General features: G+C 57.1%; 22 protein-coding genes. 6 read left to right on the top strand and 16 right to left on the bottom strand.

The genetic code is table 11. From position 1 onward, the window contains the following. Positions 1-5: 5 nt before the first annotated feature. The 4 genes from AR306_RS04935 to AR306_RS04920 all read right to left on the bottom strand — a co-directional run bounded on the left by AR306_RS04935 (position 6) and on the right by AR306_RS04920 (position 6904). Positions 6-2051 (bottom strand): TonB-dependent receptor plug domain-containing protein, encoded by a 2046-nt coding sequence (locus AR306_RS04935; protein ID WP_101496431.1) that lies wholly within the window; start codon positions 2049-2051, stop codon positions 6-8. 309 nt (positions 2052-2360) lie between these two features. Then, complete coding sequence (locus AR306_RS04930) at positions 2361-3197, bottom strand: NAD(P)H-hydrate dehydratase (RefSeq protein ID WP_240622479.1); 837 nt, start codon at positions 3195-3197, stop codon at positions 2361-2363. 149 nt (positions 3198-3346) lie between these two features. After that, positions 3347-5710, bottom strand: coding sequence for an NAD-dependent DNA ligase LigA (ligA, locus tag AR306_RS04925; RefSeq protein ID WP_101496429.1), 2364 nt, complete (start codon positions 5708-5710; stop codon positions 3347-3349). A 57-nt stretch (positions 5711-5767) separates the two neighbouring features. Next, the gene (locus AR306_RS04920) at positions 5768-6904 is read right to left on the bottom strand and encodes a methyltransferase (protein WP_101496428.1); all 1137 of its coding nucleotides are present in this window, start codon (positions 6902-6904) and stop codon (positions 5768-5770) included. Between the two features lie 74 nt (positions 6905-6978). Between AR306_RS04920 and AR306_RS04915 the strand changes: the two genes are divergently transcribed. Further along, positions 6979-7755 carry a ferredoxin--NADP reductase gene (locus AR306_RS04915; RefSeq protein WP_101496427.1) on the top strand — a complete coding sequence of 259 codons (777 nt, stop codon included), beginning with the start codon at positions 6979-6981 and terminating at the stop codon, positions 7753-7755. 5 nt (positions 7756-7760) lie between these two features. On the opposite strand, the gene AR306_RS04910 is transcribed toward AR306_RS04915, so the two are convergent. Beyond that, a complete protein-coding gene (locus tag AR306_RS04910; RefSeq protein WP_101496426.1) occupies positions 7761-9083 on the bottom strand; it encodes a Na+/H+ antiporter family protein in 1323 nt (440 codons plus the stop codon). A 193-nt stretch (positions 9084-9276) separates the two neighbouring features. On the opposite strand from AR306_RS04910, the gene AR306_RS04905 reads away from it, so the two are divergent. Continuing rightward, positions 9277-9507 (top strand): YheU family protein, encoded by a 231-nt coding sequence (locus tag AR306_RS04905; protein WP_101496513.1) that lies wholly within the window; start codon positions 9277-9279, stop codon positions 9505-9507. A gap of 57 nt (positions 9508-9564) precedes the next feature. On the opposite strand, the gene AR306_RS04900 is transcribed toward AR306_RS04905, so the two are convergent. The 11 genes from AR306_RS04900 to rfbA form a co-directional block, all read right to left on the bottom strand. Then, the gene (locus AR306_RS04900) at positions 9565-11031 is read right to left on the bottom strand and encodes a sigma-54 dependent transcriptional regulator (RefSeq protein WP_101496425.1); all 1467 of its coding nucleotides are present in this window, start codon (positions 11029-11031) and stop codon (positions 9565-9567) included. 257 nt (positions 11032-11288) lie between these two features. Beyond that, a complete protein-coding gene (locus AR306_RS04895) occupies positions 11289-11585 on the bottom strand; it encodes a flagellar protein FliT (RefSeq protein WP_101496424.1) in 297 nt (98 codons plus the stop codon). A 36-nt stretch (positions 11586-11621) separates the two neighbouring features. Beyond that, positions 11622-12002 (bottom strand): flagellar export chaperone FliS, encoded by a 381-nt coding sequence (gene fliS, locus AR306_RS04890; RefSeq protein WP_101496423.1) that lies wholly within the window; start codon positions 12000-12002, stop codon positions 11622-11624. A 225-nt stretch (positions 12003-12227) separates the two neighbouring features. Then, positions 12228-12614, bottom strand: coding sequence for a flagellar export chaperone FliS (gene fliS / locus AR306_RS04885; RefSeq protein WP_101496422.1), 387 nt, complete (start codon positions 12612-12614; stop codon positions 12228-12230). A gap of 4 nt (positions 12615-12618) precedes the next feature. Continuing rightward, positions 12619-13992 carry a flagellar filament capping protein FliD gene (gene fliD, locus AR306_RS04880; protein WP_101496512.1) on the bottom strand — a complete coding sequence of 458 codons (1374 nt, stop codon included), beginning with the start codon at positions 13990-13992 and terminating at the stop codon, positions 12619-12621. A gap of 98 nt (positions 13993-14090) precedes the next feature. Further along, complete coding sequence (locus AR306_RS04875; RefSeq protein WP_101496421.1) at positions 14091-14465, bottom strand: flagellar protein FlaG; 375 nt, start codon at positions 14463-14465, stop codon at positions 14091-14093. Positions 14466-14549: 84 nt separating this feature from the next. After that, positions 14550-15779: a flagellin gene (locus AR306_RS04870; protein ID WP_101496420.1), complete on the bottom strand. Its 1230-nt coding sequence runs from the start codon at positions 15777-15779 to the stop codon at positions 14550-14552. A 209-nt stretch (positions 15780-15988) separates the two neighbouring features. Beyond that, the gene (gene rfbB / locus AR306_RS04865) at positions 15989-17107 is read right to left on the bottom strand and encodes a dTDP-glucose 4,6-dehydratase (RefSeq protein ID WP_101496511.1); all 1119 of its coding nucleotides are present in this window, start codon (positions 17105-17107) and stop codon (positions 15989-15991) included. Between the two features lie 108 nt (positions 17108-17215). After that, positions 17216-18106, bottom strand: coding sequence for a dTDP-4-dehydrorhamnose reductase (gene rfbD / locus AR306_RS04860; RefSeq protein ID WP_101496419.1), 891 nt, complete (start codon positions 18104-18106; stop codon positions 17216-17218). After that, positions 18099-18674 carry a dTDP-4-dehydrorhamnose 3,5-epimerase gene (gene rfbC, locus AR306_RS04855; protein ID WP_101496418.1) on the bottom strand — a complete coding sequence of 192 codons (576 nt, stop codon included), beginning with the start codon at positions 18672-18674 and terminating at the stop codon, positions 18099-18101. The genes rfbD and rfbC overlap by 8 nt, the downstream gene beginning before the upstream one ends. A gap of 2 nt (positions 18675-18676) precedes the next feature. After that, positions 18677-19558, bottom strand: a complete 882-nt coding sequence (gene rfbA, locus AR306_RS04850; RefSeq protein ID WP_101496510.1) for a glucose-1-phosphate thymidylyltransferase RfbA — start codon at positions 19556-19558, stop codon at positions 18677-18679. Positions 19559-19685: 127 nt separating this feature from the next. Between rfbA and AR306_RS04845 the strand changes: the two genes are divergently transcribed. The 4 genes from AR306_RS04845 to AR306_RS04830 all read left to right on the top strand — a co-directional run bounded on the left by AR306_RS04845 (position 19686) and on the right by AR306_RS04830 (position 23919). Next, the gene (locus tag AR306_RS04845; protein ID WP_101496417.1) at positions 19686-20813 is read left to right on the top strand and encodes a DegT/DnrJ/EryC1/StrS family aminotransferase; all 1128 of its coding nucleotides are present in this window, start codon (positions 19686-19688) and stop codon (positions 20811-20813) included. Positions 20814-20934: 121 nt separating this feature from the next. Beyond that, positions 20935-22083, top strand: a complete 1149-nt coding sequence (locus tag AR306_RS04840) for an ATP-grasp domain-containing protein (protein ID WP_166627883.1) — start codon at positions 20935-20937, stop codon at positions 22081-22083. A gap of 9 nt (positions 22084-22092) precedes the next feature. Next, the gene (locus tag AR306_RS04835; RefSeq protein WP_101496415.1) at positions 22093-23055 is read left to right on the top strand and encodes an FkbM family methyltransferase; all 963 of its coding nucleotides are present in this window, start codon (positions 22093-22095) and stop codon (positions 23053-23055) included. A 96-nt stretch (positions 23056-23151) separates the two neighbouring features. After that, positions 23152-23919: a TylF/MycF/NovP-related O-methyltransferase gene (locus AR306_RS04830; protein ID WP_101496414.1), complete on the top strand. Its 768-nt coding sequence runs from the start codon at positions 23152-23154 to the stop codon at positions 23917-23919. Positions 23920-23923 lie beyond the last annotated feature (4 nt).

The following is a 23923-nucleotide window of genomic DNA, read 5'->3' as shown; positions in this document are numbered from 1 at the left end:
GACCATCAAAAGCTGCCGCTGACCGCCAGTGTCACACCGCGGCCCGGAGCCTTCAGCTCGTAGCCGCTGAGGCCGTCGGTCAGGTGTTCGTGATACTTCTTGTTGGTCAGGTTGCTCAGTTGCAGGTCAACCCGGCTGGACTTGAGACCGGCAACACTGCCAAAGCCGTAACCCAGGTTGATATCGGCAGTGACAAAGCCGGAGGTCTTGTCTTCGGTGCCATTACTGAACTTCTTGGCAATGCGGGTCTGCCTGGCCACGGCACGCACGCCTGTATGCCAGGAGAAGCCAACATCAGCCGGCTGACCGATGCCCAGACGCAGCTCGCTGGCCGGAGTCTGGTACAGGGGCTCGTTATCCTGCTTGTTCTTGCCGCGCAGCCAGGTGAAGCCGGCATCGACGATGAAGTCGCCGACCGGCTGCTCCAGGCTGCCCTCCAGACCGAAAATGACGACCTTGTCGAGGTTCTCAGTACGTTTGATGGGCTGATTGTTGGGCTGGTTTGTCTCACCGGTTATCCGGCCAGCGATGTAATCATCAATACGGGTATAGAAGGCGGCCAACTGGTAGTTCTGCAGGCCGTCACGACCCTTCAGCCCCAGCTCGTAACTGGTGGAGCGCTCGGCTTTCAGCTTGGGGTTGCCGATATGGAAATAGCCATCACCACGCTCGGCATCCTCGAAACGTTCACGCATATCCGGTGAACGATAGGCCTGGCCGACATTGGCATACAGGTTCAGCGTATCGGTCAATGGCTGCAGCGCACCCAGCGACCAAGAGAAGCTGTTGTCACTGCGGGTCAGGCCGCTAGTCATCAGCCTTGTGCCCATGCCCTTCTGCTTGGCTGTACCCTTGTTGCGGTCAAAACGCGCGCCAGCGGTCAGCTCGGTGCTGCCCAGGGTAAATTCATCTTGGACGAAAACACCATAGGAGGTCAGCTTGCCGTCCTTGAACGGGTCGGTCCGGGTCGCTGCAAACGCCGGCGGCTGGTAGTTGTAACGCTCCGGGTCGCCAGTCATCTGCCAGGCTTCGCCACCAACGGTCAGCCAGTGGCTACCCACTGCACCATTCCACTGGCTGCGCAGGCCGTGGGTGATGAAACTGACATCGTTACTGACCATGTTGCGACGCTGCCCGGACGACCAGCCACGAATCTCGCGATAGACTTCTTGACGATAAACATCAGTTGAAAGGGTCCCTCCCAGCAAAGCCGCATCCAGCCCCAGGCCATAGAGTTCACGGGTCTGCTTCGGTGAGTGGATGGTCAAACTGCCAACGGCAGCACTCGGGCCAGGCTTGGTTGACCCCGGATACCAGACATCCTCATCCTGGTGATACTGCGCATAAGCCCGCAGCACATAGCCGTCGGCCAGCCGGTACTGATACTTCAGCAAGGCGGTACCTGAGTCGTAACCGGTGCGCTTTTCACGGCGGTCGGGGCTTTTGTAGTTGCCGACGTCACGCCCGGAAATGCCGGCGACCAGGCCATGATCGCTGTTGCTGGCCTCCACCAGCAGGGCACCGGCGACACCACGGTCGACGCTGCTGGCCGAGAGACCAAAGCGGCCGCCCATGCGGGCCTCGTCGCTAAAGCGCGGCTCAGGTGTCAGCAGGTTGACCACGCCACCCATGGCACCGCTGCCATAGAGCACCGAACCCGGCCCCTTGACCACCTCGACGCGGTCCAGCAAGCCCAGATCCATGAAGGACGCCAGTGCCCCCTGCGGCTGCGCCGAATTCATGCGGATGCCGTCCACCATCACTACCACGCTTTCCTTCTTCAGGCCGCGCAGCACCGGGTTCTGCCCCCAGGCACCATCGGAATGCAGAGCCAGCCCGGGCTTGCCACGCAACAGGTTGCCGGCCGGGCCGGTGCTGGTTGCGTCGGGCCGCACCACCTCGATGGCCTGTGGCGTGGAAAAACTGTCACTGGCGTAGCCACGGGCGGTGACCACATCAGTACCTAGGCTGACCTCATCATCAGCCTGCGCAAGCTGGCAGCTGGCCGCCAGACAAGCCAGCAGCAGAGGTTTAAGGGGGAATTTATGCATGGGGAATCACTCCGGAACGACAAGATCTGCAACAGGCAGACGATCGCGATCAACATATTACAAATGATAATCGTTATCAACTTTTAAAGTTGTAAATCATTGATTCTTGTCATGCCGCTTGCGGCGTCACTCCCTGCTACCAGTCATTACAGCCCGTCGCACGGGGCCCTGGATGTCAGAAAAGGCAGATCCAGCAGAGCACTGGCCGCAAAGGGCTGGGCCGTTACAGCTGTCCGGGGCAGCCCCGGATTTACTTGCAACATCCCTGCAGCACTGCATGGCGCTGATCCAGATACCCGGTGTTTCGCATCACACCGGGCTCCAGGCCTCCAGCAACGCACGCATGGGAGTTAACAGGTCACTGGCGATCACCCCCCTGCCCTGTGCAGCGAGCCGCTCTCCGGCCCGGGCATGCAACCAAACGGCCAGGCAGGCCGCATCCACCGATGACATGCCCTGCGCTACAAAGGCGGTAATGACGCCACCCAACACATCCCCAAAACCCGGACCGGCCATCACCGGATGACCATGCCGACAAACCAGCAGCTGCCCGCCCGGATCGGCAATCAGACTGCCATGGCCCTTGAGCACAACCACCGACTGGTACTGACGGGCCAGCTGCAGGGCTGCCTGCTCGCGCTGCGCCTGCACCTCACCAGCAGACCAGCCCAGCAGACGGGCAGCCTCGCCCGGATGGGGAGTCAGGATTCGCGGGCCGGCAGCAATGAAACGCTCCGGCTGCAGCGCCAGCAAATTGAGCGCATCGGCATCCCAGACCTGCACCACCGGCGACCCGGCTGCCGCCTCAAGCATGTCGGCCGCCTGGCCTGTCTGCCCCAGTCCCGGCCCGAGCAGCAGCACCGTGGCCTGTGGCAACAGCGGCTGCAAGCCGGCGGCCGTGGTCACGCCATGTACCATCACTTCCGGCTGGCGGGCCAGGCTGGCAGCCACATGATCGGGATGGGTCAGCAGGCTGACCAGCCCCGCGCCCAATCGCAAACAGGCCTGTGCCGCCAGCAAACCGGCACCGCCCATGCCCGCGCCACCGGCAACAATCACGGCATGACCCAACTGGCCCTTGTGACAGTCACACGGACGCGGTGCCAGCCGGGGCAGGTTTTCTTCGTTCAGCTCGATGGTCGTCATGACAGTTCCAGTGGCAGAAATAAGCAGTGATACCATCCTTGGCCAGCAGGTTCACTATATCAAACGTCATTCCACTAGATGCGTGCCAATTCATTCGCACAAAAGCGCTGGACTGCCATGTACGAATAAATTCGTACCTACAAAGGTTGCTACTGCAGCCTGGCCAGCTCCTGCAAAAACTGTTCTTCATCCAGCACCCGGATGCCCAGCTCCTGCGCCCGCGCCAGCTTGGAGCCGGCCGCCTCACCGGCCACCACGACACTGGTCTTGGCCGATACCGAGCCGGCCACCTTGGCACCCAGCGCTTCCAGTTGCTGTTTGGCCTCGCTGCGGGTGAGCTGGCTGAGGGTTCCGGTCAACACCCAGGTCTGGCCTTCCAGTGGCGCTGCCTCGCCCTGCACCGCTTCACAGCTCCAGTGCATGCCAAATTCCAGCAGCTGCTGCTCGGCCGCCTGTACCTGCGTGCGGTTCTGTTCGTCCTGCAGGTATTCGCGCAAGGCTCGCGCCGTTTTTTCCGGCAACCGGGGCACGGCACTCAGGTCCAGCCAGTCGGCTGCCAGCAGTTTGTCCAGCGTACCGAAGTGCTCCGCCAGCCGCTGCGCACCGGTGCGGGCAATACCGCTCACCTGCCACTGTTCGATAAAGGCGGCCAGACTGACCGAGCCACGCAAGCCGGCTGCCACCTCGCCCTCGCCCTGCAGCCGGATGCCGCACCGCAACAAATCCTGCACCACCGAGCTGTTGTGCGCATCCTGAAAGAAATTATGGATCTCATGTGCCACCTCGGCCCCCACGTCCGGCAACCACATCAGGGTTTGCGGCAAGGCACGGCTGATGTTGTGCAGCGAGCCCAGTGTGCGGGCCAGGGTTTTGGCGGTTTCCTCGCCGACATCGGGAATGCCGAGGGCAAACAGGAAACGGGCCAGCTCCGGCTGCTTGCTCGCCGCAAGAGCATCAAGCAGATTCTGCGTCGACAACTCGGCAAAGCCGTCCAGCCCGATCACCTGCTCATGGGTCAGCCGGTACAGGTCGGCCGGTGACTGCACCAGCTGGCGCTCGACCAGCTGGTCAAGGATCTTCTCGCCCAGGCCGTCAATTTCCATGGCCTTGCGCGAGACGAAGTGCAGCAGCGCCTGTTTCAACTGGGCCGGGCAGCTCAAGCGCCCGACACAGCGCCAGATTGCCCCTTCACTGAGGGTTTCACGGCCCTTGCTGCGGCGCACCAGCTGCGTGCGCTCGACATCGGCACCGCACTCGGGGCATTGCTGCGGCATCTCCACCGCCCGGGCATCGGCCGGGCGGCGCTCCGGCACCACCTGGGTGACTTTCGGAATCACGTCGCCGGCACGGCGCACAATCACGCTGTCGCCCACCATCAGGCCCAGCCGCTGGATCTCGTCCATATTGTGCAGGGTGGCATTGGACACCGTCACGCCGCCAACCTGCACCGGTTGCAGCCGCGCCACCGGGGTAATCGCCCCGGTGCGGCCAACCTGGAACTCGACCGCCTGCAGCACGGTAATCTCTTCCCGTGCCGGAAATTTGTAGGCAATTGCCCAGCGCGGCTCGCGGGCACGAAAGCCCAGCTCCTGCTGCTGCTCGACGCTGTTGACCTTGAACACCACGCCGTCGATTTCGTAGTCGAGCCGGTCACGGCGTTCCCCCATGTCCCGGTAATACTCAAGACAGCCCTGCAAGCCGCTGACCACACGCATTTCCGGGCTGACCGGAATGCCCCAGCGCTTCAGCTGCTCAAGGGTCGCGCTCTGGCTGTCGGCCAGATCACTACTGGCACTGCCATAACTGCAGAACTTCAGCGGCCGCGTCGCGGTAATGCGGGCATCCAGCTGGCGCAGGCTGCCGGCAGCGGCATTGCGCGGGTTGGCAAAGGGTTTGGCGTTTTCCTCGCGCAGGCGCTCGTTCATCGCCTCAAAGCCGGCCAGCGGCATGTAGACTTCACCGCGCACCTCCAGCTCGTCCGGCCAGCTCGTACCCAGCAGGCGCAGGGGCACATTGCGGATGGTGCGCACGTTATGGGTGATGTCCTCACCGGTAGTGCCGTCACCCCGGGTTGCCGCCTGCACCAGCACGCCGTCACGATACAGGATGCTGACCGCCAGCCCGTCGAGTTTGGGCTCGCAGCAAAACTCCACGGCAGCGTCCGCCACCGCGAACAGGTCGCCGACAACCGGCCCGTCACCGGCCAGCCCGACCCGCTGCACAAACGCCTGCATATCCGCTTCGGCAAAGGCATTACCCAGGCTAAGCATGGGTACGGCATGACGCACCTGGCTAAAGGCGCTCAACGGCTGGCCGGCCACGCGCCGGGTTGGCGAGTCGGCAGTAACAAGATCGGGATGCTCCTGCTCCAGCTGCTGCAGCTGGCGAAACAGCCGGTCGTACTCGGCATCCGGCACCGTCGGCGCATCCAGCACATAGTACTGGTAGTCGTGCTGGAGGATTTGTGTGCGCAACTGCTGCAGCTGCTGCTTGATGGAATCTGTGGCGGTCATGAAGTGTTTTCCGGTATCCGGCTGCGTTTACATGGGGTATGGCGTTGTGCTTCGATGTTATTTATCGGCGGCCTTGCTGGCCCGCAACACGACAAAACGCGGATGGGCGGCCAGTTGCTCGACCCGGGCAAACCAGCGCCGCAGCTTGACGTGATAGCCCAGATGGCGGTTGCCGACAATCAGCAGCTCACCGCCCGGCTTGAGCACACGGTGCGCCTGGCGGAACATGCGTAGCGCCAGGAAATCATTGATCACCTGTTGCTGGTGAAAAGGCGGGTTGCACAGCACCAGATCAAGGCTGGCGGCCGGCAGTGTGCGCAAGCCGTCACCAACCAGGATCTGCGCCGCACGCCCGGCAAAAGCCGCCTGCCAGTTGTCACCGGCGGAGCGGATCGCGGCATGGCTTTCATCCACCAGCACAAACTCCGCCTGCGGGTTGAGCCGCGCACAGGCCAGCGCCAGCACGCCGTTGCCGCAGCCAAGGTCAGCCACGCGCTTGTCCTGCAGGTCCTGCGGCAAGTGTTGCAACAACAGCCGGGTACCAACATCCAGCTTTTCCTGGCTGTAGGTGCCGGGATGGTTGAGCAGCTGCAAATCGAATTCGGGCAGCGCATAGGTTACCGGCACCGGGCCGGGCTGCGCCTCCAGGCCGGCCACTTGCGCTTGCAGCAAGCGGGCCTTTTTCCACGCCAGACTGGCCTGTACCGGGCCAACATATTGCTCCAGCAGGTCACCGGCCGCACGCGGCAGGTGCTTGATCATCGCTCCGGCCAGCACCAGCGTATCCGGCTTGAGCAGCGGCTGCAGACCGGCCAGCTGGTCCTGCAACAAGGCCAGGGTTTTCGGGATCTGGATCAGCACGGCAGCAAAGTCGCCCTGCAGCTCGCAGGTGCGGCTGACCTGCCCGATGCCCGCGACATCCACCGCGTTGGCTTCGGCATTGTTGGCCAGCCCTTGCTGCGCCAGGAAGGAATCGCTGCAACTGCTGACCTGATACTGCCCGCACAGGCTCAGCGCCAGGGCACCGAAGCCGTCATTGACCACCAGAACACGGCTGCCGGCCGGCAGTTGCTGCTCGTGCAGGCGTTGCAGCAGGTACTCGTCGGCCGCGTTGAAGGGCTGCAGTGGCGAATTGCCCTGCGCCGGGTAGCGCTCAAGATCCAGACGGGCGAAAGGTGTTTCCAGAATAGCCATGTAAGTTACCGGTTTAAATTTGCGGAAAAAGCGTGTATGAATGGTACGAGAATAACCTGGTAAAGGAGTCAGGTATGAATCAGCCAGACGAAAAATTTACACGTCAGACCATCACGGACATTCTACCCTTAACGCCCAGCCTGTTCAGTTTTCGCTGCACCCGTGATGACGGTTTCCGCTTTACCGCCGGCCAGTTTGCCCGGCTCGGGGTGCGTAGCGAACGCGGCAACCTGGTGTGGCGGGCGTATTCGATGGTGTCCAGCCCGTACGACGAGTTTCTCGACTTCTTTTCGATTGTCGTGCCGGACGGCGAGTTTACCAGTGTCTTGAGCCGGCTCAAGGTGGGTGACGAACTCCTGATCGAGAAACAGCCACAGGGCTTTCTGACGCTGGACCGCTTTGGCGATGGCCGCGACCTGTGGCTGCTGGCGACCGGCACCGGTGTCGCCCCGTTTCTGTCGATCCTGCAGGATTTCGCCGTGTGGGAGCGTTTCGAGCGCATCGTGCTGGTCTACAGCGTACGCACGCAGGCCGAGCTGGCCTACCGCGAGCTGCTGCAGGAGCTGACGACCCGTGAATATATCGCTCCCCATGCGCACAAGCTGGTGTTCGTTCCCGTGGTCACCCGTGAAAAGGTCGCGGGCTGCCTCGACCAGCGCATCACCGACCTGCTCAACAATGGCCGGCTGGAACAGGCAGCCGGCCTGTCGATGACACCGGAGCACTCACGGGTGCTGATTTGCGGTAACCCGCAAATGGTTGACGACACCCGCAAGCTGCTGAAAAAACGCGATATGCAGCTGTCCCTGACCCGCCGTCCCGGGCAGGTGGCAGTCGAGAACTACTGGTAGCCGCCCTACAGAATCATCGCCGCGATCCAGCCAAAGATCAGCAACGGAATGTTGTAGTGGATGAAGGTCGGCACCACGGTATCCCAGATGTGGTTGTGCTGGCCGTCCATGTTCAGGCCGGCAGTCGGGCCGAGGGTCGAGTCCGACGCTGGTGAACCGGCATCACCCAGCGCACCGGCCGTACCGACCAGGCTGACGATCGCCAGCGGCCCGAAGCCCAGCTGCAGCGCCAGCGGCACGAAAATGGCGGCAATGATCGGCACCGTCGAAAACGACGAACCGATACCCATGGTCACCAGCAAGCCCACCAGCAGCATCAGAAAGGCACCCAGGCCCTTGCTGTCGCCAATGATGGCCACCGAGCTGTCGACCAGCGTCTGCACCTGGCCGGTCTCGCGCATCACCTCGGCAAAGCCGGAGGCGGCGATCATGATGAAGCCGATCATGGCCATCATCTTCATGCCTTCGGTGAACAGGTCATCCACCTCTTTCCAGCGCACCACACCCGACAGCGAAAACACCACAAAACCGAGCAGCGCACCAATGATCATCGAGTCCAGCCACAACTGGGCGGCAAAGGCTACCGCCACCGCCACCGCAGCGGCCACCAGGCTCTTGAAGTTGTAGCTGCTGCCCACCACCGGCGACTCGGCGCCCTCTTCCGGCAAGGCGTACACGCGCTTGCGGCGATAGCTGAACAGCACTGCAATGAGCAAGCCGGCAACCATGCCCAATGCAGGGATGAACATCGCCTGCATCACGCTGATACCGGTGACATCAACCCCGCCGCGCTCGACGTTGGCCAGCAGGATTTCCTTGAGGAAGATGCCGCCAAAGCCGACCGGCAGGAACATGTACGGCGTGATCAGGCCGAAGGTCAGCACACAGGCCACCAAGCGGCGGTCCAGCTGCATCTTGCTCATCACATAGAGCAGCGGCGGAATCAGCAGGGGAATGAAAGCGATGTGGATCGGCAGGATGTTTTGCGAGGATATCGCCGCCAGCAACAGCAGCAGGATCAGCACCCACTTGACGGCTTCGGCACTGGTGCCGTTCTGCCGGCCAATGGCGGCCAGGATCTTCTCGGCCAGCGCGTTAGCCACGCCGGACTTGCCGATGGCGACGGCAAAGGCACCGAGCAACGCATAGGACAGCGCCACAGTGGCACCGCCGCCCAGCCCCTTGTTGAAGGCGGCCAGCGTCGCGTTGATATCCAGCCCGCCCAGCAGGCCGCCCGTCATGGCACCAATGATCAGCGCCACCACCACATGCACGCGGCACAGGCTGAGCACCAGCATCAGCGCCACGGCAATCACAACAGCATTCATGGTTTCCCCCGGAAACATCCTGTAAAAGCCGGCTACTCTAGCGCAGTCAAATCGGCCCAGACAAGGACCAAAGTCGCACTTGCCGTCAAAACGCGATCATCTGCGGTAAAAAACGGCTTTTCCCGACAAAATGCCCGTCATCTTGCGCTATGCTGGCCGGCCGGCACCCTGCACAACCCTGTTGGAGAACCCCATGCTGATACCCCATGACCAGCTCAGCGCTGTCGCACTTGAAGGCCTGATCGAGGACTTTGTCACCCGTGACGGCACCGACAACGGTGACGACACACCCTTTGCCACCCGTATCGAACGGGTACGCAGGGCGCTGGAAAAAGGCCAGGCAGTGATCCTGTTCGACAAGCCGACCGGCCAGTGCCAGCTGTGCCTGCGCCACCAGGTGCCGAGGGAATTGCTGGAGGAATGATGGTGCCCGACGGCACCAGGGCCGGGACCGGCCCGGGCAAACCCGGACCGGCGAATGTCATTCTTCGGAATCTTCCTTGCGGTTGATACCGTATTTGCGCATTTTTTCCACCAATGTGGTACGACGCACCTGCAGGCGCTCGGCAGCACGAGCCACCACACCGCCCACTTCGTCCAGCGCTTTCTCGATCAGGTTCTGCTCGATGCTGGCCAGATGCTCGCGCAGGTCGATGCCCTCTTCCGGCAGGGCCTGTTCGGTGGAAATCACCGGTGCGGCCCCCTGGATCAACTCGTTGAGCACCGCCCGCTCCGACAACTCCTCGCGGATTTCCTGAACCTCGGCATCTTCCTCGATATAGCGGTACTTCTTCGGCAGCTCGCTGACGCCGATCACCCCGTGCGGGTGCATGATCGCCATGCGCTCAACCAGGTTGGCCAGCTCGCGCACGTTGCCCGACCAGTCGTGCTGACACAGCGACATGATCGCGGCAGCATTGAAACGGATCGAGCCGCGCTTTTCCTTTTCCATGCGCAACACCAGCTCGTTGATCAGCAACGGGATGTCCTCGGTGCGCTCGCGCAGGGCCGGCATCTCGATGGGAAACACGTTGAGCCGGTAATACAGGTCCTCGCGGAACTTGCCCTCACCGATCATGGTTTCCAGATCGCGGTGGGTTGCGGCAACGATACGCACGTCAGCCTCGACCGACTTGGTACCGCCAACGCGCTCGAACATCCGCTCCTGCAGCACTCGCAAGATCTTGACCTGCATCGACAGCGGCATGTCGCCAATTTCGTCAAGAAACAGCGTACCGCCCCTGGCCAGCTCAAAACGCCCGTCGCGGGCACTGATGGCACCGGTAAAGGCACCCTTTTCATGGCCGAACAGCTCGCTTTCCAGCAACTCGGCAGGAATCGCGCCACAGTTGACCGGCACGAAGGGCCCGTCGCGGCGGTCAGAGTTGTAATGCAGGTTGCGCGCCACCACTTCCTTGCCGGTACCGGATTCACCCAGAATCAGCACATTGGCCTCGGTATCGGCCACCTGCTGCATCATCTGCCGCACCTTGTGCACGCTACGGCTGTTGCCGACCAGGCTACGGAACAGCGCCTCTCCCCGGCGGGTACGCCCATGCACCGCATCGGCATAGGCTTCACGGTATACCTGGGCACGGTGCAGGCAATCCAGCATGCGGTTGTAGCGTGGCGGCAGTTCGAGGTTACAAAGAATGCGCTGACGCTGCTCGGTGGGCCAGCCAGCAGACAGGTCACCCAGGATGACAATGGGCATGTCGGCATCCCAGGCGTCAACGTCCCTGGACAGCTCCAGCAGCTTGCCGGAATCCTCGCCCCCGAGGAAAACGCAGAGCACATCCCGGCTGGATGCCAGCCCGGCAACAGCATCACGCCAGCCGGCCACATCGCTCAGGATCGACTCTTCATCGATAAAATCGAAAATTGCGCCGAAGTCCTTGCGCTGATCCAAATCATCACTAATCAGTAAAAGCTTGGTTTCTTGTAACATCCGGGCCACTCAAAAAATCAGCAACAAGTTAACGGGAAGAGCTGCGGCGCTTCGTTCACAGACGGTGCAAGTAAAGACAATACTGCCACCATTGTCAATTTAATGGCGACTATTTTCAGTTTTTGCGTTGTTTGACATTATGCACGGCATGCAAGTGCAATAGCAATGTGCCACGCCGCCAAAAAACACCCAGAACAGAAAACGGCGGAACCATGTCCGCCGTTGTCATTTGTCGTCATTGAGCGTAGCTGCTGCCGTTACTCAAACAGCTGATAGACCTTGGCCCTTTTTTTTGACTGCTGCAACTGCACCAGCTCACCGGCAATGCGTTGCTGCTCGCCGCTACAGCTGTCGACCAGCTCGCGATACAGATCGAGCAGTGCCTGCATGCGGTCACGCAACACCTCGACCGGCGTGTGCGGGTCGGCCAGCGCCTGATCGACTGCCTGGCGGCATTGCAGGTCCAGCGTCCCCACCGCCTCCCAGTCGCAGCGTTGCAGTGCATCCTGCAGGGCGCTGTGGGTTTGCTCAAGTTGAAGTACGGTCGCGTTCATGGGGTACCCCTGTGGTTGTTGTGCCCTGCCCCTGCATCAGGCGGCAATGGCATCCCAGCCGTCCTTGACTTCGCGCAGCAACGCCGCGATCTCTTCGAGGATTGCCGGGTCGTTCTGCACGTTGGCTTCCATCAGACGGCGCGCCATGTAGTCATACAGGCTGTCCAGGTTGCGGGCGATCTCGCCGCCCTTGTCCAGATCAAGCCCCTGGCGCAGGCCGCCGACAATGCCGATGGCCTTGCCGATCAGTTCGCCCTTGAGGGCGGTCTGGCCGCGTTCCATGGCACCGCGCGCCTGTGCCAGTCGGGTCAGGCCGCCTTCCATCAGCATCTGGATCAGGCGATGTGGGTCCGCCGCGGCCGCCTGGGCCTGGGTGTTCACTGTCTGATACTGCTGCATGGCTGCAAAGGCGTTCATGATGTTTACTCCGGGTTTATTGCCAAGTTGAAACCCTTATCGGCGGCATCGGGAAAAGCTTTAGTTACCGTGCATACCTGTTGATGGACTCTTCCCGCAAGCGCTGCAACCCTGTAGGTTCGAATTTATTCGAACAACATCCTGTGCGGCATCTGTTTGTGCGAATAAATTCGCACCTACAAATACGAATAAATCCGCACCTACAAAATACGAATAAATTCGTACCTACAGGATGGCCGGCTCTTTGGCCGGATCAATCTGGGCCCAGGCATCGCGGATCTGCACCACCAGCGACTGGACTTCATCCAGGGTACCAGTGGTCTTGTCGATCGCCACATGCGCCAAGCGGCGGGTCATGTAGTCATACAGGGCATCAAGATTCTGCGCCAGCTCGCCACCGGACTCGCGGTCCAGGCTGTCCTGCAACAGGCCGATGATGGTCAGGGTGGTATCAACTGCCTCGCCACGACCGGCCGGATCGTTGCCCTGCTGCGCCACTATGGCAGCGGACGTGTATTCCAGCGCGCCATCCAGCAATACTTGCACCGCTTCGTAAGGGGTCAGCTCTTGTGCTTCGCTCATTGTCCTATACGTCTCTATCGGGTTAGTCATAAAATCAGTTTCCGCTGCCAAAGCCCGGCAGGCTGGCCAGCGATGCCGCAAGGCTGGAGCTGGTCTGGCTCAACTGGCCAACCAGTGCATCCATGGTGTTGAACTGTTTGAACAGCCGCGCCTCGATTTTGGCTGAACGCTCAGCCAGACGCTCCTGCTGCTTGGTAATGTCCGAACGTTGGGCCTCGATGCTCTTCTGGCGAGTACCAATGATGCCGTCCTTGCCGGCAAACGCACTGATGCGGCTTTCCATCCGCGTCATCAGGCCGCCTTCGCCAGTCAGGAAGTTGCCGACCTGGTCAAAGTTGGTTTCCAGTGCGGCATCCAGCTTCTTGTCATCAATTTGCAGCTTGCCGTCCTTGTCCAGGCTGATGCCCAGATCGGTCAGCGCGCGCAAATCACCGGAGCCAGAGCCGGGGTTGCTCAGTTCGGCCCGCACCCCGTTGACCAGATTGCGCACGGTGGCATCACCAACCAGACCACCGGTGACCGGAGCCTTGTCCTCGCCCACCGAAGTGACACGGGTCAGGTCTTTGGCCGTGGTCATCAACTGGTTGTAAGCATCGACAAATTTTTTCAGCTGGCTTTTCACGCCCGCCTTGTCTTCGCCCACCGTTACAGTAACAGGCTTGTTTTCTTCAGTTTTGGCCTTGATGGTAAATTCCACATCAGGGATCACGTCCTTGACGGTATTGGTGGCGCTCTCCAGCTGCAGGCCATCCACACTGAATTTGGCATTCTGTGCCGGTTGCAACGTTTGCAGCCCGGCTGCGAAGTCGACATCACCCAGCGCGCCACTGACCTGAATGTCCTTGCCTTCACCGGTTTCCTTCGAGGTCAACACAAGCCGGGATGTACCATCTGCCGGATTATTGACAATGTTGGCACTGATGCCCTTGTCCTTGAGCTGCTCGTTGAGCGCATCGCGGATTTCAGTCAGGGTTGCACCCTCGGCAACCTGGATACTGACAGGCTTCTCATCGTCAGCTCCGATACCAAAGGTCAGGGTGCCTGCAGCAGCGGCGGTGAAATCCTTGGCCAGTGGCGCTGTGGCCACCTGGCTGCTGGTGGCCAGCTGCTCCACCTCAACCGAATACTTGCCGGCCAGGGCGGTCTTTTCGGCAGACACGCCCAGCGTGTCACTTGCGGAAGAGGACGCCTTGAGGTTGTCATACAGGGATGCCTTGTTCAGGTCCTTCAACGCGGTCTGGAACGTACCCAGTGCGCCCTGCAGCGTGCCCAAAGCAGAAAACTTGGCCTCTGCTGCCTTGTCCAGGCGCGACAGCTGGGCCGCCTTGGGCGCAGTCTCTGCCTGCAGCAAGGCCCCGACCATGCTGTTGATATCCATTCCGGAACCGATACCGGTAATGCCTGCCATGTTAACCACCTCCGCCAGCCATCTGGCGTTTTGTACATTGTGTGTGGCGCTGTCCGGCACCACAACGAAATTGCTGCAGCCACATTATGCCACTACTGTCAGGCCTGCGCCTTGAACAGCAAGCTGCGCATCTCATCCAGTCTTTCGGCCAGACGCAGCGCATCTTCAGTCGGCATCTGGCGAATCACATCACCGGATAACGCATCTGTGACCTTGATCACAGTAAAACCGGTTGAATCATCAACCGAAAAATTCAGGTTGCGCTGCATGACCCGCGTAGCCTGCTGGATATCTTCGGCCAGCTCTTCCAGCTGCTCCCGGTTCTGCTCCAGCGCACCCTTGCTGAAGACAGATTCTTCCTGGCGCACGTCCTGTCTGGCCTTGCCCGAACCCAGCGGCCGGAACTCGACTACTTCGCTTGCCTGGCGGCTCGTTGTGGCGGGCAAACCACCGCCAATTGTATTGATGTCCATCGCTCACCTCCGGGTTGAAGTCCACGGCGGGAAGGCATCCTGCCACCCCGCCCGCTCATGCAACCCGACTGCGCCATCAATGAGTCACTGGAGCAGACTGAGCACCGCCTGTGGCAGCTGGTTTGCCTGTGCCAGAATGGCGGTACCCGCTTGTTGCATGATTTGGTTCTTACTCAGTGTAGCTGTTTCGGCAGCAAAGTCAGTATCTTGAATCCTTCCTCGCGCTGCGGACACATTTTCCTGAATATTTTGCAGGTTCTGGATGGTATTTTCGAAGCGGTTTTGCACTGCACCGAGGTCGGCGCGCTGGGCGTCGATTTTTTGGATAGCAGCATCAATGATAATCAGCGCCTCCTGTGAACCGATGACAGTAGACAAATCAATATCTTCGACCCTGTTATCGGCTGTACGCAGGTCAAGTTCCAAATCCGTACCTGTTCCAGCTGCTGTAACAGCATTGGCTTTAACCTCTTCGGCAGTATCCCCAGGCCCTGCTGGCGTAAAAGCACTATATTTGACCTGAATGTCATCCGCTCCTGTGCCTACTGATTTGGCACTGGCAAAATCGATCGTGCCATTTTCGTTGACGTAAGCACCGACTCCGATGCTGGCGTCATTCACGAGAGTGGCCAAGGCTCCATTCATCTCAGACTGCGTTGCTCCTTCTTTAACCACCACGCTAAACGTTCTCGGTGCACTCATACCCGGCGTCTGAACAGAAATAGCTATCGCTCCCGAGGTTGTAGTAGGTGCGCCAGTGCCAATATCAGTCGGGCTCGCCAAGTCAGAGCCAAACATTTTCGCTTCCAGCGAAGCCGAACTCATTTCATCAATCTTGACGGTAATGGTTTCATTGGCTGCAGCACCGACCTGGAATGTAGTCGCACCAAAGGTGCCATCCAGCAGTTTTTTGCCGCCAAAGGTGGTGGTATTGGCAATCCGGTCCAGTTCTTTTTTCAGCTCGATCACTTCGGCATTCAGCGCCTTGCGCTCTTCCGGGCTGTTAGAGCCGTTAGCTGATTGCAAAGCCAGATCACGCATACGCTGCAAAATGGTAGTGGACTGTTCCAGCGCACCCTCGGCGGTTTGCGCCATGGAAATGCCGTCATTGGAGTTTTTCACCGCAACGCCCATGCCGTTGATCTGGCTGGTCAGGCGGTTGGCAATCTGCAAACCGGCAGCATCGTCCTTGGCACTGTTGATGCGCGAACCGGTCGACAGGCGCTGCAAGGACGTGCCCAGGGCGTTGGATGAGTTGTTCAGGTTGCGTTGTGTATTGAGCGACGCAACGTTGGTATTAACTGAAAGTGCCATGTTATGTGCCTCCAGGGCTGATCGTTGAATAACCAGACGTGCCAGCGGGCTTTTGCCAGCGGCATGCTCCCGGTTACTCAGCTTTCGTCTTGGTTGTCGTCCGCGTCAGAAAACCATCCAGAAGATGGAACGTCCGGCTCACTGTCGAAGCCTTGACGCTTTAATCCTGCGCACAAACTTTCAAGCACATAGCATGCCAAGTTTTATTTTTACAAACTCCCCAACCGCTCCCGCTGATAGCTGCCATCCTGAACACGCTGGCACCAGCGCTGGTTATCCAGATACCACTGCACGGTTTTACGCAGGCCGCTGGCAAAGGTTTCCTGCGGCACCCAGCCCAGCCCGCTGGCGATTTTTCCGGCATCAATGGCGTAACGCCGGTCATGGCCGGGGCGATCCGCCACATGGGCAATCAGACTCTTGTAGCTTGTAGCCCGCTGCTCTTGCGCAGCAACACCAGCCGGCAGTTCAAGCCCTCGAGGGGCAAGCTCATCAAGAATGTCGCAAATCGTCGCTACCACTTCGAGATTGGTTTTCTCGTTATGGCCACCAATGTTGTAGGTCTCCCCCGGCTCTCCGTTCGTCAGCACCTGCAGCAGCGCCCGGGCGTGATCCTCCACATACAGCCAGTCACGAATCTGGTCGCCCTTGCCATAAATCGGTAGCGACTTGCCTTCCAGCGCATTCAGGATCACCAGCGGAATCAGTTTTTCCGGAAAATGATAAGGCCCATAGTTGTTGGAGCAGTTGGTCACGATCACCGGCAGCCCATAAGTACGCTGCCAGGCTCGCACCAGGTGATCAGAGCCTGCCTTGGATGCCGAGTACGGCGAGCTTGGCGCATAGGCCGTGCTCTCCGTGAACAGTGGCAGACTGTCCTTGTTGACACCCTCATCCGAAGGATGCGGCAAATCCCCATACACCTCATCAGTAGAAATATGATGAAAGCGAAATGCAGCCTTGCGCTCATCCGGCAGCTGGCTCCAGTAGGCACGTGCTGCCTCAAGCAACACATAGGTACCTACAATATTGGTCTGGATAAACTCGCCAGGGCCATCAATGGAACGGTCCACGTGGCTTTCCGCTGCCAGGTGCATGACCGCATCGGGCTGATGTTGGGCAAACACCCGTTGTACTTCGGCGGCATCACAAATATCCACCTGCTCGAACGCATAGCGCGAGCTATCACTAACACTGGCCAGCGACTCAAGGTTGCCGGCATAGGTCAGCTTGTCGAGATTTATCACCGAATGGCCGGTATCGTTGATCAGGTGCCGCACCACGGCACTGCCGATAAAACCGGCACCGCCGGTAACCAGAATTTTCATGAAAATTTCCCTGTTGATTCCAGCACCCATTGCCGGCTTCAAGATTGAGTATCACAGAGCAAATCTGCTCCGGTGCAGCCCGTCATAACTACAGAACGGGCCTGCCAATTACAAACCAGGCTGTTTCTGCAATTCCTGCAGGCACGACACCAGCGACTTTCGCCAATGGGGAATCGGCGCTGGCAGCACTTGCCTGATTTTTGCCTTGTCCAGCAGGCTATAAAACGGACGGGCAGCAGGTGTCGGGTAAGCACTGCTTGCAATCGGACTGACCTTGCAGGCAACACCCGACAACTCAAATACGGCCTCTGCAAAGTCATACCAGCTGCACGCACCCTCATTGCTGTAATGATAAACCTGCGCGTCACCGGCTGCCGAATCCAGCCCCGCTTGCAACAGCTCCAGCAAAGCCGTGGCCAGGTCAGGGGCATAGGTAGGCGTACCTATCTGGTCACATACCACCCCCAGTGCGTCACGCTCATTGCCCAGCCGCAACATTGTTTTGACAAAGTTGTTGCCAAACTCCGAGTACACCCAGCCAGTGCGCACAATGACACCCCGGCAACCGCTGGCCAACATGGCCCGCTCACCACCAAGCTTACTGGCGCCGTACGCATTAACCGGTGCTGTAGTGTCCGTCTCGGTATAAGGGCGGCAAGCCTGCCCACTGAACACATAGTCAGTGGATACATGAACAAAAAAACTGCCCTGCCGCTGTGCGATTTCAGCCAGCTGCTCCACCGCATGGTGATTTACCTGCCTGGCCAGCTCAGGCTCGGACTCGGCCTTGTCCACCGCCGTGTAGGCTGCGGCATTGATGATGGCAGCGTAAGGCTGCTCAAGCGCGTCAAAAAAAGTACTGATTGACTTGTCACACCCCAGATCAAGCCGCTCACGTCCGACAAAATCCAGATCAAATTGCGGATAACGCACAGCAACCTTGTGCAGGCTCTGCCCCAGCTGGCCGTTCTTGCCAATAACCAAAACCCGCTTAGTCATGTGTGCCGCCCTGATAAACAAAAGCCTCACCCAGCTGGCTTAACAGCGGCTGCTGCTGGTCTTTGGCCGAGAGCAGCAACTGCTCCGACGGCAGCAACCAGTCGATGCCCAATGCAGGGTCATCAAACGCCAGCCCCCGGTCCGACTCCGGCGAGTAGTAATTGTCCACCTTGTAGGCAAAACGTGCTGTTTCGCTTAACACCACAAAGCCATGTGCGAAACCACGCGGCACAAACAGCTGCCGCTTGCTCTGTGCATCCAGCCGCACGGCAACATGCTGGCCAAATGTCGGACTACCCTGACGGATATCCACTGCTACATCCAGCACCTCGCCATCGAGTACCCGTACCAGCTTGGCTTGCGCATGAGGAGGCAATTGAAAATGCAACCCGCGCAACACACCGCGCGACGAAAAAGACTCATTGTCCTGGCAAAAGGAAACCGGATAGCCCAACGCCTGCTCAAGGCGGTCCTTTCGGAAGGTCTCGACAAAATAACCACGGGCATCGCCGTGTACCTTTGGCTCAATCAGCACCACATCAGGAATTGCCTGGGGAATCAGCTGCATCTCTATCGCTCCTCTTGCATACGGCGTATCAGGTACTGGCCGTACTGGTTTTTCTCCAGCGGGCCGGCCAGCTCCAGCACCTGCTCACGGCCGATATAGCCCATCTCGAAGGCAATTTCTTCCAGACAAGCCACCTTCAACCCCTGGCGCTTCTCAATGGTTTCAATAAAAGCAGAAGCTTCCAGCAGGCTTTCATGGGTACCGGTATCCAGCCAGGCATAGCCACGGCCCATTTTTTCCAGCATCAGCCGACCTTCGGCCAAAAACATCTGGTTAACAGTGGTAATTTCCAGCTCGCCACGGGCAGAGGGCTTCACCTTGGCAGCTTTTTGCACGACGTCGTTCGGGTAGAAATACAGTCCTGTCACTGCATAGCTGGACTTGGGCTGCTGCGGCTTTTCTTCAATGCCGACCACCTGGCCCTGGCCATCAAACTCGACCACCCCGTAACGCTGAGGGTCCTGCACGTGATAGCCAAATACCGTCGCCCGGTTATGCTCGCTCACATTGGCCACTGCCGATTGCAGCAAGCGACTGAGGTCATGGCCGTGATAAATGTTGTCGCCCAGAATCAGGCACACATCATCATCACCAATAAACTCGCGCCCAAGAATGAAGGCCTGGGCCAGGCCATCCGGTGATGGCTGCACCACGTACTCAAAACGCATGCCCAGCTCGGAACCGTCGCCCAGCAAGCGTTGAAAACTGGGCTGATCCTCTGGCGTAGTGATGACCAGCACCTCACGAATGCCGGCCAGCATCAGCACCGACAGCGGGTAATACACCATCGGCTTGTCATACACGGGAATCAGCTGCTTGGACACGCCGCGAGTAATCGGATACAAGCGGGTACCGGAGCCACCTGCGAGAATAATGCCTTTCATGTCACCACCTATAAAAATACCGGCCACAGTGTAATGTACCGCCGGCATCATCACCAGCAGCCTGGTTGACCCTTTCTGATCCTTGCGAGAATATGGCCATCATTCACCACCAGCCAGCGGACTACTCATGAGCAACGACCCAATTTACGTTACCCAGCCGCTGCTGCCGGATCTCGAAGAGTTTCTGCCCTACCTGGAACAAATCTGGGCCAGCAAGCAGCTCACCAACGGCGGCAACATGCACCGCCAGCTTGAGCAACAACTGGCGGACTACCTGGGTGTCGAGCACGTAGCCCTGTTCAACAGCGGCACCATCGCCCTGCTCACCGCCCTGCAGGCACTGCGCATCACCGGCGAAGTCATCACCACGCCCTACTCCTTTGTTGCCACCACACACTCTCTGCTGTGGAACGGCATCCGCCCGGTGTTTGCCGATATCGACCCGCATAGTTTCAACCTTGATCCGGAAAAAATCGAAGCCGCCATTACTCCACACACCACCGCTATCATGCCTGTGCATTGCTACGGCAACCCGTGCCAAGTCCAGGCCATCCAGCGCATAGCAGATAATTACAACCTGAAAGTCATCTATGATGCGGCCCACAGCTTTGGCGTACGAGATGCCGGCGGTAGCATTCTGCGTCACGGTGATCTGAGTGTGCTGAGCTTTCACGCCACCAAAGTATTCAACACCTTCGAGGGCGGTGCCATCATCTGCCCAGATGCAAAAACCAAAAAACGTATCGACCAACTAAAAAACTTTGGCTTTGTTGATGAAGTTACCGTAGTGGCCAACGGCATCAACGGCAAAATGAGCGAAATCAACGCCGCTTTCGGCCTGCTACAGCTCAAACACATCGACCAGGCGCTGGCCCAGCGCCAACACATCGCCCAGCGCTACAACCAGCAGCTAAAAGACATCAAGGGCATCAGCATCCCCGCCGGCCTGCTGGAGCAAACCACCAACAACTCCTACTACCCTATTCTGATAGACAGCAACTACCCCATCAGCCGCGATGCGCTCTACCAGCGCCTGCGCGACAACAGCATTTATTCAAGACGTTACTTTTACCCGCTGATCAGCCAGTTCCCCATGTATCGAGGACTGGTCAGCGCCCAGCCGGAAAATCTCGCGACTGCGACAGAAATTGCAGAAAAAGTACTGTGCCTGCCGATTTATCCGGCGTTGACAGAAGACGAACAAGACAGGGTCATCAGTTTAATCAAGGATGTATTAAATGCCTGCAACTCCTAAAAGAAACATTCTGGTCTTCCCCTGCGGTTCAGAAATCGGGCTGGAAATCCATCGCTCCATGCAGCACTCCACCCACTTTGCCCTGATTGGCGCATCCAGCGTGGATGACCATGGCCGCTTTGTGTATGACGACTACATCGGCGGCGTGCCCATGCACACAGACGCAGGCTTCGCCGCCGCCCTGCAAGACATCATCCGCAGCCGCCACATCGACGCCATCTACCCGACCATGGATGCCGTGGCCGAAACCCTGCACAACCTCGCCGCCGAACTGGGCGTGGTCGTGATTGGCAGCAGCAAAGAAACCACCGCCATCTGCGCCGACAAACGCAAAACCTACGCCGCCCTGCACGGCCATATCCCGCAGGCACACAGCTACAGCAACCTGGATGAAGTTGAGCAATATCCGGTATTCCTCAAACCCGCCCAGGGCTACGGCGCACGCGGCGCTGCCAAAGCCAACAACCGCAAACATGCCGAGCTGTTACTAGAAACCGCCACCAGCAAGGACATACTGATACAGGAATACCTGACCGGCCCCGAATGGACCATCGACTGCTTTAGCGACCGTCACGGCCAACTGCGCTTTCATGGCGTGCGCAGCCGCAACCGCGTCAGCAACGGCATCAGCGTCAACACCAGCGAAAGCAGCGCACATGCTCAAGAATTTGCCCATTGGGCCGAAAACATCAACCGCATCCTAAAGCCCAGAGGCGCATGGTTTTTTCAGGCCAAACAAGCCGCAGACGGCCAGCCCAGACTGCTGGAAGTCGCCGCAAGACTAGCAGGCTCCTCGGCACTGTTTCGCATCAAGGGCGTAAACTTTGCCCTGCTAAGCTGCTTTGATGCCTTCGGGCAGGATGTAGAAATACTGGTCAACGACTTTAACGTCGAACTAGACCGCGCCCTGTGCAACAGATACAAGCTGGATATCGAATACAGCCACGTTTACGTTGACCTGGACGACTGCCTGATTGTAGATGGCAAGGTAAACTACGAACTGGTGGCGTTTTTATACAAGGCAATAGACGAAGGCAAACACATTTGCCTAATAACCCGCCACCGAGGCGACTTACAAGCAACACTGAAGCAATACCGTTTAACGCAACTATTTGATGAGATTGTGCATGTGACAGATGGACGACCCAAGGCGGATTTTATGACAGCGGAGAAAGCGGTGTTTATTGATGATTCGTTTGCTGAAAGGAAAGACTCAGCTACAATCAAAAACAACGCAAAATTACTTGATTTCTTAATAAGTGAATCTTAAAGGAAAAAAATGCAAAACAATTCATTCTTACAGCATTTAGAAGCCAAAAAAGAAAAGCTTGACGAAAAAGATAAGCATCTCTACGAAGAAAAAATAGAGAAGTACAACAAGCATCTAGATAGCATCACAAAAAACCTATATAAAAAACTTAGCCCTACAGAGCAAGAAAGATTAGTAATATGGTTTATGAAAAGATGGCTATCTATTGACATCATCAGCATATCTGAAAAAGCAGAGTATCAAGCAAAGCTTAAAGAAGTTGCATCACAAAAGACCGAACAGTTCATTTTAAACGGTAAGCAGTACCATACTCTAGACTTAAAAAAGGCTAATCTTACGGGAAAGCTAACAACATATAAATGGAATTTTTGTGTACATGATTTCAACTATAGACAATATGAACACAATAAAGTAAAACACCTAGAAAACAGCTTTATAATCGATGCAGGCGCTTTTGTTGGAGACACAGCAGTACTATTCTCTCAAACATATATAAACCCAACAATACACTCCTTTGAGTTATTGGACGAAAATATAGAACTACTCGAAAAAAACATAAAAGATAACAACATACAAAATACCAGCATTTACAAAACTGCTCTTAGTGACAAAGACGGCGATATCGTACACATAAAAGCAACTGCCATTCAAGGTGCAACCTCTATGTTTGGTGAAAACACCGGAGAAGCAATTGAAACAATAACAATAGACAAGCATATTAAAGATAATAACATAGCAAAAGTTGACTTCATTAAAATGGATATCGAGGGTGCTGAAAGATACGCACTAGCTGGAGCGACAAACACAATAAAGAAGCACAAACCCACTTTAGCAATATGCATATATCATCTTTGGGATGACATTATAAAACTACCAGAGCTTATATCCTGCTTGAATCCAAGCTATAAACTAGCGTTTAACTGGGTAGAGTTAAATAACGGCTGGGAAGCCGTTCTCTTTGCATTTGAATGAAGAAAATTCAATTTATCTATATTCATCAGCATGCAACTTAGTATTTACCACTGGATTAGAAATAACTATTGAAAACCTTACAAAAAGAGAGTTTAAATGAATACTATTCAGCCACGCAAACAACTAATTTTCAACAATACAAAATCAAGTATCAATAACTTAGAAAGATTGCAAGAAATATCTAACCAACTAAACCCTCACTTTGGTAGCAGTTGTTGGAATAAGCACAGCATGGTGACTATGAATGTCGGCGCTCTATCAAAACTTCTATACCTAAACGATTTGTATCAAAGAATAATTGATGTTCCAGGTGTTATTTGTGAATTCGGTGTGCAGTGGGGCACAACACTCACACACTTAATCAACCTTAGAAGCATATATGAACCTTTCAATTGCAGCAGGGTTGTATATGGTTTCGATACCTTTGAAGGATTCACTAACATACATAGCAACGATGGAACACTACCAAGAGAAAACGACCTTACAACTTTAGAAAACTACGAAAACATTTTAGAGGAAACGCTTACATTAATTGAAAGCTTTCCTCCCCTCTCCCACTTAAAAAAATTCGAGTTAATCAAAGGTGATGCAACCCATACCGTTGATAGCTGGCTAGAAGATAACCCACACGTAGTTATTTCTATGGCGATTTTTGATATGGATTTATATACACCAACAAAAGAAGTCATTAAAAAAATAAAGCCTCGATTAATCAAAGGCTCTTTGTTGGTATTTGACGAACTAAACTGTAAACACTTCCCAGGAGAAACTCTGGCAGTCCTAGAAGAACTAGGTCTTAATAATTTAAAATTAAGAAAAAATCAATTCCAACCTTTTGCCGCCTTTGCAGTTTACGGTGAATAGCATG

The organism is Thiopseudomonas denitrificans (assembly GCF_002866065.1).
Lineage (GTDB): Bacteria > Pseudomonadota > Gammaproteobacteria > Pseudomonadales > Pseudomonadaceae > Thiopseudomonas > Thiopseudomonas denitrificans.
Note: the sequence above shows the minus strand (reverse complement) of the source record. Positions and strands in the feature narration are given on the sequence as shown.